Source organism: Micromonospora sp. ALFpr18c (assembly GCF_008868155.1).
GTDB lineage: Bacteria > Actinomycetota > Actinomycetes > Mycobacteriales > Micromonosporaceae > Micromonospora.
Genome location: NZ_WBKR01000210.1, coordinates 1 through 10,821, shown reverse-complemented (window position 1 = coordinate 10,821; position 10,821 = coordinate 1). Strand labels below are relative to the sequence as shown.

The window sequence follows — 10,821 nt, the reverse complement described above, 5'->3', positions numbered from 1 at the left end:
CTGCGGGGGCAGCTCGGCCACGCCGACGGCGAGGCGTACCCGGCCGTCGGCCACCGAACCGATCCGGTCGGCCGGCACGTACACCGCGCCGGTGCGGGTCAGCTCGGTGGAGACCTTCAGGTAGCCGGTGTGCAGCAGCCGCGCCGCCAGATCGGCCGGCACATCCGGCTCCTCGACCGCCGTCGACTCGATCAGCTCGTCCAGGCTGCTGCCCGGGTCGGCGGTCGGCGCCTGCACGGTCACCGCGTTCGGGTCGCCGCGCTGGACGAGGTCCACGGTCCCGACCTCGGTGCCCGCGGAGTCGATCACCGGCATCCCGGTGGTGATCCGCGAGATGGTCGCCTGCTGCTCGTCCTGCTGGTCCATCCCAACGCGGTTCCCGGGGCGGTACGCCGCTAAACGCGCCGCCGACCCGCCCGCCCCACTCAGCTGTTCGGGAGGGTCCAGCTGCCCGGCGGGCGCGGGGACAACTCCCGCCAGGTGTCCGTGCCGTCAAGGAGAGCCCGGACCGTCTCCTCGGCCTCGTCCGCACTGCCGTACTCGTAGAAGCGGGAGATGCCCTCGGCACCGCCGGCCCGCTGCTCGACGTGCCACCGGTCGGCGTCCACCCGCAGGAAGACGTCCCGTCGGGCCAGCCGCCCCCACTTCCCGTTCCACCAGTGCTTTCGCTGCTCCATGGCGGGACTCTATCGAACACACGTACGAGAAGATGCGGCCCCTGCGGGATTCCCGCAGGGGCCGATGTGCATCCGTCCGGGTCAGCGCGGCGCCGGGGGTTCGGTGCGGCGGCCCAGCACGTCGTCCAGTGCCCCGCGCTGCTGGCCGGGGGTGGTGTGGCCGGCGGAGACCAGCGCGTCCCGAATCTCGGTGAGCAGCTTGACCTCCTCGCTCGGCGCGGCCGGAGGTGGCTCCTCGCCCCGCTGCCGCCGCTCGGCCAGCTTGTTCATCGGGAACACCACGAAGAAGTAGAGCACCGCCGCGGTGAGCAGGAAGGTGATCACCGCGTTGATGAATGCCGCCCAGTCGAAGACCTGGTCGTTGAGAGTCCACGTCCCGGCCGAGAGGCTGGTGCCCCCGCCGATCGCCTTGATCAGTGGTTCGAGGAACGACTTGGTGAGCTGGGTGACCACGCCCGTGAACGCGGCGCCGATCACGATGCCGACCGCCAGGTCGACGACGTTGCCGCGCATGATGAAGTCTTTGAAGCCCTTGAGCATCCGTACTCCCGAGGTGTCCGGTTTTCCGTCCGGCACAACCTATGCCTCAGGGGCGGGCTCCAGAAACGCGCCGGCTTCGATCGCCGCCCGGTCGGGCTCGCCGGCCCGGATCGCCTCGACCAGTCGGGTGTGGTCGACGTAGCGCTCCGGAGTGAGCGCGTCGCCCATCGCGTGGGCGACGGTGCTGCGCAGGGCGGTGCCGACCGAGGCGTACAGCTCGGCGAGCATGGCGTTGTGCGCGGCGGCGACCACCGCCGTGTGCAGGGCCGCGTCGGCCTCGACGAACGCGTCGACCCGGCCGCCGCGCCAGGCGGCCTCGCGGTCGGCGAGCGCGCCGTCGAGCGCCGCCAGGTCGGCCGGGGTACGCCTCAGCGCGGCGAGCCGGGCGGCCTCCACCTCGAAGGCGCGTCGTACCTCGATGACCTCGGTCATCCGGTCGCCGCCGAGCCGGCGGGCCACCACCGGCGCCAGTTCGTCGGTGGACACCACGTACGTGCCGGAGCCCTGCCGGCACTCCAGCACCCCGGCGTGCACCAGGGCGCGGACCGCCTCCCGGACCGTGTTGCGCCCCACGCCGAGCGCGGCGACGAGCTGTGGCTCGGTGGGGATCCGAGCGCCGACCGGCCACTCACCGCCCAGGATCCGGGCCCGGAGCTGCTCGATCGTCTGCCGGACACGGTGACCGCGCGGCGGCACGGCGGGCTGGCCGCGGGGCGGCACCGGCGGCGCGGAGGGGAAATCAACCGACGGTGGCACTGGTTACATCACCGGTCCCAAATTCATCCCATGATTGTAGGTTAGAGGCCATGACCCCGCCACCCACCGCCGCTCCGGCCCTGCCCGCACCCGCCGCCGTCGACGCCCGCCCGGCGCGCGACCCCGCGGGCCGTCGGACGCACCCGGCGACCGGTGGCGCACTCGTGCTGGCCGGGATGCTGCTGGTCGCGCTCAACCTGCGCGCCGTGGTGACGAGCCTCGGCGCCCTGCTCGACGAGGTCCGCGACGGGCTGGGCCTCTCCGGCGCCATGGCCGGTCTGGTCACCACCCTGCCGACCATCGCGTTCGCCGGCCTCGGCGCGCTCACCCCGTGGCTGGTCCGCCGGGTGGCGCCCGCCCGGGTGTTGGTGGTCGCCATGCTCGCCCTGGTCGCCGGTCAGGTGCTCCGGGCCGCCACCGACTCGGCCTGGATCTTCGTGCTGACCAGCGCGCTGGCGTTGGCCGGCATCGCGGTCTCCAACATCCTGCTGCCGATGCTCGTCAAGCAGCACTTCCCGCAGCGCACCGGCCTGGTCACCGGGGCGTACACGATGGCGTTGACCCTGGGGACGACGGTGGCCGCGGCCTCCGCGGTGCCGATCGCACACGCCTTCGGGTCATGGCGGGCCGGGCTGGGCGTCTGGGCCGCGATGGCCGCGGTGGCCGTACTCCCGTGGGTGCCGCTGGCGCTGCGGACCCGGGCGGGCGCGCGGCGGGCGACCCCGACGGGAGCCGCCGTGCCGACGCGGGTGCGGCCGGCGCGGACCCGCCTGGGGTGGGCGATGGCCGTGTACTTCGGGGCGCAGTCGCTCAGCGGATACGCGATCATGGGTTGGTTGGCTCAGCTGTTCCGCGACGCCGGCTACCAGCCGGAGTCGGCCGGTCTGCTGCTCGCCGGGGTGACCGCGCTCGGTGTGCCGATCGCGCTGCTGATGCCCACCGTGGCCGGCCGGTTGACCAGCCTGCGACCGCTGGTGCTCGGGCTGACCACCGCGTCGACCCTGGCCTACCTGGGGTTGGCCATCGCCCCGGACGGCCCCGCGCTGCTCTGGGTGACCCTGCTGGCGATCGGCCAGGGCGCGTTTCCGATGATCCTGACCGCCATCGGCCTGCGTGCCCGCACCGCCGAGGGGACCGTCGCGCTCTCCGCGTTCGCGCAGAGCACCGGGTACGTGATCGCCGCCCTCGGCCCGCTGTCGGTCGGCATCCTCTACGAGATCACCGGCGGCTGGACGGCGCCGATCGGGTTCCTGCTGGCCGCGCTCGCCGTGCAGACGGCGGCGGGCATGGCGATCGCCCGTCCCCGCTACGTCGAGGACGAGTAGGTCGAAACGGTGGTCAGGAGGACGCCGGTGTCGGTTCGCCGGCGACGGCCTCGTCCACCGTCGGGTAGGTGTGCAGCACCTCGACCAGCCCGCTGACCTCGAGGATGCGAAGCACACCGCGCTGTGGTGCGGCCAGCCGCACCACGCCGCCGGCCTCGTCGCAGCTGTTCTTGGCGCGAACGAACACCGACAAACCGGTCGAGTCGCAGAACGAGACGTTCGCCAGGTCGAACACCAGCCGGTTACGGCCCTTGTCGAGCAGGTCGGTGATCTGGTCCTGCAACTGCGGTGCGGTTGCCATGTCCAGCTCGCCCGCGACCGACACGACGACCACGTCGCCGCGTTGTTCCGTGTGCACCGTCAAGGACATGTGGCAGACCTCCTGTTATCGGGGGAACGGTATCCCACGACCGGCGTCGTACGCAGAAGGGGAGCCGGCATCCGGTGGCCATCGTCATTCCGTTGCTACGGGGCAAGTAGTTCGACGGTCCCCGGTGATAGAGTCCGCCCGGTCCAGGTCGAGGGGGGTTTCGCAATGGCGTTGAACGCCGAGGAAAGTGGTCGGCTCGCCGCACTGCTCGGCGGACACGCCGAACAGGTCACGGCTCGGTGGACCGAGATCGTCACCGGTTCGTTGCGTGGACGCCTGAGTCAGGCCGAGTTGCGCCGGCAGGTCCAGGATCTGCACCGTGCCATCGTCGCCAGCGGCGAGCAGGGCGCCATCGACCTGTCCGCCGAGAACTCCGCCGAACTGCGCGCCGCGCTCTCCGAGCTGTCCCGTGGTCGGGCCCGGCAGGGCTTCTCCGCCACCGAGACCACGATCAGCGTCTTCGCGCTCAAGGACGTGCTGGCCGAGCTGCTCCAGGACGGCGGCGGGGCCAACGCCCTGCACGACTACATCGCCTTCTCCAAGCTCGTCGACGAGCTGGGCCTGTTCACCTTCGAGAGCTTCGTCCGCACCCGCGAGAGCCTCATCGCCGACCAGGCCGAGCAACTGCTCGAGCTGTCCACGCCGGTGGTCAAGCTCTGGGAGGGCGTGGTCGCCGTCCCGCTGGTCGGCACACTGGACTCGGCGCGCGCCCAGGTGGTCATGGAGCGTCTGCTGCAGACCCTGGTCGACACCGGCTCGCCGTACGCGATCATCGACATCACCGGCGTGCCGGCGGTGGACACCCAGGTCGCCCAGCACATCCTGAAGACCGTGGTGGCCGCCCGGCTGATGGGCGCCGACTGCATCATCTCCGGCATCCGGCCGCAGATCGCCCAGACCATCGTCGCGCTCGGCATCGAGTTCGGCGACATCGCCACCAAGGCGAGCCTCGCCGACGCGCTGCGTCACGTGCTGCGGCTCACCGGGGTGGAGACCGCCCGCCGCCAGCCACGCCGGGACATCTGATGGAACGCGTTCCGATCCTCAAGATCGGCGACATCCTGCTGGTCTCCATCCAGCTCGACATGTCCGACCAGACCGCGGTCCAGCTCCAGGACGACCTCGCCGAGCGGATCGTCGCCACCGGCTGCCACGGCGTCATCATCGACATCACCGCCCTGGACATCGTCGACTCCTTCGTCGGTCGGATGCTGTCCACCATCGCGTCGATCTCCAAGGTGCTCGACGCGGAGACGGTGGTCGTCGGGATGCGTCCCGCCGTCGCCATCACCCTTGTCGAACTGGGGCTGTCCCTGAACGGCATCCGTACCGCGCTGAACGTCGAACGCGGCATGGAGCTGATCGCGGCGGCCCGCGCCGACGAGCTCGAATACCAGCTCGACGACGATCCGGACGCCGAGACGGCCATCCCGTGACCGCGGGCGTCGACCTGGGCCACCCGCAGGCACAGGCGATCCAGAGCGACGAGGACGTGGTGCGCGTCCGGCAGCTGGTCCGTGCCGTGGCGGTGGCGGTCAAGCTGTCCCTCGTCGACCAGACCAAGGTGGTCACCGCGGCGAGCGAACTCGCCCGCAACACCCTGGTGTACGGCGGTGGCGGCTCGGTCGAGGTGACAACCGTGGACAACGGCCGACGCATGGGCGTACGGATCGTCTTCGCCGACTCCGGCCCGGGCATCGCCGACCTCGACCTGGCCTTCACCGACGGCTACACCACCGGCGGTGGGCTGGGCCTCGGCCTCAGCGGCGCCCGCCGGCTGGTCGACGAATTCGAGATCGAGACGTCCGCGGAGGCCGGCACCCGTATCACGGTGACCAAGTGGTCCCGGTGAACGGGGACGCGGTCACCGACAGCGGCATCTGGTTCAGGGTGGAGGCCGGCAGCGCCGCCAGCGCCGTCCGGCGCGCCGCCGAACGCCTCGGCGCGCAGGTCGAGATGGGTGAGGCACGCATCGCCGACCTCGCCATCGTCGCCGCCGAGCTGACCAGCAACCTGGTCAAGCACGCCGACGAGGGTGTCCTGCTGCTCCGGCCAGTACGCCGAGCTGGTGAGGCGGGCGTGGAGCTGGTGGCCATCGACTCCGGCCCCGGCATGGCCGACCTGACCGTCTCGTCCCAGGACGGGCACTCCACGACCGGCACCCTCGGCATCGGCCTCGGCGCGATCGTCCGCCAGGCCAGCTGGTTCGACGGATACTCGCTGCCCGGCCGGGGCACCGTCCTCGCCGTGCAGGTCTGGCCGGCCGCACCGGCCCGACCCTCCTGGGCCGGCGCCCTCACCCGGCCGATCACCGGCGAAACGGTCAGCGGCGACGGGTACGCCGTCCGGGTCGCCGACGGGCGGCACCAGGTGCTGGTCAGCGACGGCCTGGGGCACGGCCCACTGGCCGCCGGTGCCACCGACGCGGCGCTGGCCGCGTTCCGTAACGCCCCGGCCGGCCCGCCGGCGGCGGTGGTCGGTCACCTGCACCGGGGCATGTCGCACACCCGCGGCGCCGCGCTCGCGGTCGCCGAACTGGACCCGGAGGCCGGCGTGCTGCACTACGCCGGTCTGGGCAACATCGCCGGCGTGGTCGCCGACGGCGACGGCCAGCGCCGGGGGCTGGTGTCGCTGCCCGGCATCGCCGGGCACCAACGGCCGACGATCCGGGAGTACGACTACCCGTTCGGGCCGGGCGCCCGGCTGGTGATGCACAGCGACGGGGTGGTCGACCGCTGGCGGTTGACCGACTACCCGGGCCTCGCCGAGCGGTCACCACTGGTCATGGCGGCAACCCTCTTGCGGGACGCCGGGGTGCGACGCGACGACGCCTGCGTACTGGTCGCGAGGTCCTGGGCATGACCGCGGAGCCGGCCGCGCTGCCGCTGCTGCAGATGGTGCTGCGGGTCGAGCAGGACATCTTCGTGATCCGCCAGCGTGGCCGCGAGGTGGCCGCGGTGGTCGGCCTCGAACACCAGGACCAGGTCCGGATCGCCACCGCGCTCAGTGAGGTCGCCCGCGATCTGCTGCGGACGGCCGGTGGTGCGGACGTCTCGTTCCACATCGATCCGGGCGCCGACGGCCGGTTCCGCCTCCGCGCCGACCTGGCCCCGGTGACCCCGCTGCCCGACGGCCGGTACGAGCCGCAGTCCGGCGCGGTGTCCCGACTGGTCGACACACTGAGCGTGTCGACCGTCGAGGGGGTTACGGTCGTGAGGATGTCCCGACGAGTCCCGGCCAACGCGCCGACGCCGACCCCGGAGCGGCTCGCCGAGTTCCGTACCGAACTCGGCCGTACCGCGCCGGCCACCGCGCTGGAGGAGTTGACCGTCCAGAACGGGCAGCTCATCGCGGCGCTCGACGAGGTGCGCAGCCAGCGCGACGAGCTGGCCGTGCTCAACGACGAGCTGGCCGAGACCAACCGCGGTGTGCTGGCGCTCTACAACCAGCTGACCGAGGAGTTGGAGGAAACCAACCGGGGCGTCGTCGCCCTCTACGCGGAGCTGGACGAGAAGTCGGCCCAGCTGCGCGCGGCGAGCGAATCGAAGAGCCGGTTCCTCGCCAACGTGAGCCACGAGCTGCGCGCCCCGGTCACCGCGATCATCGGGTTGGGTCGGCTGCTCTCCGACTCGTCGTCCGACCCGCTCACCGCCGAACAGGCCCGCCAGGTCGGCCTGATCCGCTCGTCGGCGGAGGACCTGCTCGGGCTGGTCAACGAACTACTGGACCTGGCCAAGGCCGAGTCCGGCCGGATCGAGCCGGACTGGGCGGACGTCGACCTGCGTCCGGTCTTCGGCCAACTGCGCGGCACGTTGCGCGCGCTGGCCACCCGCCCCGGTGTGGAACTCGTGGTGGAGGAGCTGGCCGCGCCGGCCGTGCTGCGCACCGACGAGGTGCTGCTCGGTCAGGTGCTGCGCAACCTGCTGCACAACGGGCTGAAGTTCACCGAGCGCGGCGAGGTGCGGCTGCGGGCCCGGCAGCGCGACGACCGCTGGAACTTCGAGGTCAGCGACACCGGTCCGGGCATCGCGCCGGACCTACAGGAACGGATCTTCGAGGAGTTCTACCAGGTGCCCGGCGCCACCCGCGTCGGCGGCACCGGTCTCGGTCTGCCGTACGCCCGGCGACTGGTGACGCTGCTCGGTGGGACACTGCACCTGGCCAGCGAACCGGGCCGGGGCAGTACGTTCACCGTCTCCCTGCCCACCGGAGGAGCGTGACGGTGGACGGCATGCCAACGACCGTCCTGGTGGTCGATGACAGTCGCACCAAGCGTTACCTGCTGGTCAGCTGGCTGTCCCGGGCCGGGTTCACCGTGCTCGAAGCGGAGAACGGCGCCGACGCGCTGGCCCGGGTCGAGGTGGACCGGATCGACCTGGTGGTGCTCGACGTCCGGCTGCCCGACCTCAGCGGGTACGAGGTCTGCGAACGGATCAAGGAGCGGCATCCGGCGATGCCGGTGATCCACGTGTCGGCGCACGCCGTCGACGTGGCCGACCGCGCCCAGGGCCTCACCCGGGGCGCGGACGCCTACCTGACCGAGCCCATCGAGCCGGAAGAGCTGATCGCCACCAGCCGGGCGGTGCTGCGCTACTACCAGGCCCGGCAGCGCGCCGAACTGCTCGCCGAGCGGCTGCTCGGACTGGCCGACACGACCGTGGCGGTGCACTCCGCGCCGACGTTCGCACGCCTGCTGGAGACGGCCGCCGAGGGTGCGGCACAGATCTTCAAGAGCCCGGCGGCGGTGATCGCCGAGACGTTCGACGGTGACTGTCTCGCGGGGATCTGCGCCGGCCCGGGCGCGGAGGCCGCCGTGGTGCCGTGGGTCGTCGACGACACCGGGGTGCCGACCGGCGCCACGGTCCGGGTGGAGACCCCGTCGGGTTGGACGCTGGTCGACTGGCCGGCGGACGACACGGTGACGGTGGCCGCCGCCCGACTGCGGGAGGACCGGGCCCCGCTGTACGTGGTGGTCCCCACCGCCACCCAGACCGCCCGGACCCCGGTGCTGGTGCAGCTCGCCCAGGCGGTCGCGGCGGCGGTGGAGGCGCAACGCTCCTTCGACGAGGAACACCGGATCGCCGTCACCCTCCAGCGCAGCCTGCTCCCGCGCGGGCTGCCCACGGTGGCCGGGCTCGACCTCGCGGTGCGCTACGAGCCGGCCAGCGCACAGACCGAGGTGGGCGGCGACTTCTACGAGCTGGTGATGCTCGACGGGCACCTGCTCCTGGCGATCGGCGACGTGGCCGGCCACTCACTGCACGCGGCGACGGTGATGGCCGAGCTGCGGCACGCGGTGCGGGCGTACGCGGTCGAGGGGCACCAGCCCGGCGAGATCCTGCACCGGGTCAACGAGCTGATGCGTACCCTCCTGCCGAACGAACTGGCCACCCTCTGCGTGCTGCTGCTGCACCCGCCGAGCGGGCGCGTCCGGCTGGCCAGCGCCGGCCATCTTCCGCCGGTGCTCAGCCTGGACGGCAAGGTCGAGTTCGTGCACCACTCGGCGCCGCTGCTCGGCGTCCGCGCACCCCGTCCCGCCGACCTGGAGTTCGTGCTGCCAGCCGGAGCGACGCTGGTGTTCTACACCGACGGGCTGATCGAGCGGCGGGACGCCACCATCGACGAGGGCCTGGCCGCACTCGCCGCGCTGACCGGCACCGTCGACGAGGATCTCGACCGGTTCTGCGAGCGGCTGCTGGTGGAACTGGCCCCACCGGAGATCCAGGACGACGTGGCCGTCGTCGTGCTGCGCCGCCGCTGAGCTGACGGTCCGCCACCTCCGCTGGACTGACGGTCCGCCACCTCCAATGGGCTGACGTCAGTGCACGGAGCGGGCGTACGCGGCGGGCGACACACCGGCGACGGCGGTGAAGTCGCGGACCAGATGGGCCTGGTCGCTGTAGCCGAGATCGGCGGCGAGATCCGCCCAGTTCAGCGGGCCGCCGGCGGCCTGCTCGACGGCCTCCTGGAGCCGGTAGCGGCGGATCACCCACTTCGGCCCGACGCCCACGTGCTCGGTGAACAGCCGTTGCAGCCGGCGGACCGGCACGTCGTGTCGCGCGGCGAAGTCGTCGACCCGCAGCACCGTCCGGTCCGTCCGGATCGCCTCCGCCAGTCGGACAACTTCCGCGGTCGCCGGGTCCGGGGTCGGTGCCCATGCGGCGAGCAGGGCGTCCAGCGCGTGGCAGCGATCGTCGTCGGTGCCCGCGCACACCGGGCCGACGGGGCGTGCCAGCGGGCCGGCGGGCAGTGGGACCCGGCGTCCGGTCAACTCGGCGACCGACCGCCGCCAGAACGGGTGGAAGCCGCCGGGGCGGAACTGGACACCGCAGACCCGGCCGGTGTCGGTCAGCGTGATCCGGAACAGGTCGCGGCCCACCCCGGCCACCTCGCCGGCCTCCGACCCGCCGACGTTGCTCTGGAAGACCACGTTCACGGCGGGGTGCGGTACGACCCGCTGCTCGAACGGTGCCCGCAACGCCCAGTCGATCAGCCAGTAGTGCTCGACCCACGGGCGCAGCGACTCCGCGGGCAGATACCGGCGGAAGTGAACCTCGCGCAGCATCCGCACCGGGTCCAGAATTCCCCGGCTGTCGTCACGCGGTCGCTGTCGCATTTGTTCAAGACCACCCTCATACGCTGGCCCTATGGCCACTCAGACTAGCGATCTGCTGGCGGCTGCCGCGCCGCGAACCGTCGATGTGGTGCGCGGCGTCGCCGACGACCAGCTCGACCTGCCCACGCCGTGCCGCGACTACGTCGTCCGCGACCTGCTCAACCACCTGTTCGAGGTGGTGGTGAACTTCCAGGAACTGGCTGTGAAGCGTCCGGTGGAGTGGGCCGAGAAGCCCGATCACCTGGGCGACGGCTGGCGGGACCGGTTCGCCGTGGAGACCGACCGCCTGGTCGCCGCCTGGTCGCCGCCTGGTCGGACCCATCCACGATGGAGGGTGTCTCGCCCGGCATGGGCATGCCGCAACCCGTCGTCGGTGGAATGGCGCTGCTGGACTTGACCGTGCACGGCTGGGACCTCGCCGTCGCCACCGGTCAGCCGTACCAGCCGGCCCCGGAGGCGGTGGCCGAGCTGCACGGGCTGGTCGAACAGCTCGGCCCCACCGCCCGCAAGATGGGCGTCTTCGCCGACCCCACCTCG

Annotated in this window: 14 protein-coding genes; 8 read left to right on the top strand and 6 right to left on the bottom strand. The window is 72.2% G+C overall.

The genetic code is table 11. The features are described 5' to 3' along the window. The 4 genes from F8271_RS26730 to F8271_RS26715 form a co-directional block, all read right to left on the bottom strand. Nucleotides 1-366: hypothetical protein (locus F8271_RS26730; protein WP_151492621.1), on the bottom strand; the 366-nt coding region annotated here is incomplete at its 3' end. 59 nt (nucleotides 367-425) lie between these two features. Next, on the bottom strand, nucleotides 426-677 hold the full coding sequence (locus tag F8271_RS26725) for a hypothetical protein (RefSeq protein WP_139587082.1): 252 nt from the start codon (nucleotides 675-677) through the stop codon (nucleotides 426-428). A gap of 81 nt (nucleotides 678-758) precedes the next feature. After that, nucleotides 759-1,217 carry a large conductance mechanosensitive channel protein MscL gene (mscL, locus tag F8271_RS26720; protein ID WP_151492620.1) on the bottom strand — a complete coding sequence of 153 codons (459 nt, stop codon included), beginning with the start codon at nucleotides 1,215-1,217 and terminating at the stop codon, nucleotides 759-761. Between the two features lie 39 nt (nucleotides 1,218-1,256). Continuing rightward, a complete protein-coding gene (locus F8271_RS26715) occupies nucleotides 1,257-1,973 on the bottom strand; it encodes a FadR/GntR family transcriptional regulator (protein WP_370461975.1) in 717 nt (238 codons plus the stop codon). A gap of 50 nt (nucleotides 1,974-2,023) precedes the next feature. On the opposite strand from F8271_RS26715, the gene F8271_RS26710 reads away from it, so the two are divergent. Continuing rightward, nucleotides 2,024-3,298, top strand: coding sequence for an MFS transporter (locus F8271_RS26710; protein WP_151492619.1), 1,275 nt, complete (start codon nucleotides 2,024-2,026; stop codon nucleotides 3,296-3,298). A gap of 13 nt (nucleotides 3,299-3,311) precedes the next feature. Here F8271_RS26710 and F8271_RS26705 read toward each other — a convergent pair whose 3' ends face one another. Then, nucleotides 3,312-3,668, bottom strand: coding sequence for an STAS domain-containing protein (locus tag F8271_RS26705; RefSeq protein ID WP_151492618.1), 357 nt, complete (start codon nucleotides 3,666-3,668; stop codon nucleotides 3,312-3,314). Between the two features lie 165 nt (nucleotides 3,669-3,833). Between F8271_RS26705 and F8271_RS26700 the strand changes: the two genes are divergently transcribed. The 6 genes from F8271_RS26700 to F8271_RS26675 are packed head-to-tail and all read left to right on the top strand — an operon-like array spanning nucleotide 3,834 to nucleotide 9,429. Then, nucleotides 3,834-4,694 carry an STAS domain-containing protein gene (locus tag F8271_RS26700; protein ID WP_151492617.1) on the top strand — a complete coding sequence of 287 codons (861 nt, stop codon included), beginning with the start codon at nucleotides 3,834-3,836 and terminating at the stop codon, nucleotides 4,692-4,694. Then, nucleotides 4,694-5,104, top strand: coding sequence for an STAS domain-containing protein (locus F8271_RS26695; protein WP_151492616.1), 411 nt, complete (start codon nucleotides 4,694-4,696; stop codon nucleotides 5,102-5,104). The genes F8271_RS26700 and F8271_RS26695 overlap by 1 nt, the downstream gene beginning before the upstream one ends. Continuing rightward, complete coding sequence (locus tag F8271_RS26690; RefSeq protein WP_151492614.1) at nucleotides 5,101-5,520, top strand: ATP-binding protein; 420 nt, start codon at nucleotides 5,101-5,103, stop codon at nucleotides 5,518-5,520. Before F8271_RS26695 ends, F8271_RS26690 begins: the two co-directional genes overlap by 4 nt. Continuing rightward, complete coding sequence (locus F8271_RS26685) at nucleotides 5,517-6,530, top strand: SpoIIE family protein phosphatase (protein ID WP_151492622.1); 1,014 nt, start codon at nucleotides 5,517-5,519, stop codon at nucleotides 6,528-6,530. Before F8271_RS26690 ends, F8271_RS26685 begins: the two co-directional genes overlap by 4 nt. Further along, nucleotides 6,527-7,888, top strand: a complete 1,362-nt coding sequence (locus tag F8271_RS26680) for a sensor histidine kinase (protein ID WP_151492612.1) — start codon at nucleotides 6,527-6,529, stop codon at nucleotides 7,886-7,888. Before F8271_RS26685 ends, F8271_RS26680 begins: the two co-directional genes overlap by 4 nt. A gap of 11 nt (nucleotides 7,889-7,899) precedes the next feature. Next, the gene (locus tag F8271_RS26675) at nucleotides 7,900-9,429 is read left to right on the top strand and encodes a SpoIIE family protein phosphatase (protein ID WP_192580468.1); all 1,530 of its coding nucleotides are present in this window, start codon (nucleotides 7,900-7,902) and stop codon (nucleotides 9,427-9,429) included. Nucleotides 9,430-9,486: 57 nt separating this feature from the next. Here F8271_RS26675 and F8271_RS26670 read toward each other — a convergent pair whose 3' ends face one another. Beyond that, nucleotides 9,487-10,284 carry an AraC family transcriptional regulator gene (locus F8271_RS26670; RefSeq protein WP_151492608.1) on the bottom strand — a complete coding sequence of 266 codons (798 nt, stop codon included), beginning with the start codon at nucleotides 10,282-10,284 and terminating at the stop codon, nucleotides 9,487-9,489. Between the two features lie 31 nt (nucleotides 10,285-10,315). Here F8271_RS26670 and F8271_RS26665 point away from each other — a divergent pair, with 31 nt between their 5' ends. After that, a complete protein-coding gene (locus tag F8271_RS26665; protein ID WP_151492606.1) occupies nucleotides 10,316-10,681 on the top strand; it encodes a maleylpyruvate isomerase N-terminal domain-containing protein in 366 nt (121 codons plus the stop codon). Nucleotides 10,682-10,821: the final 140 nt, after the last annotated feature.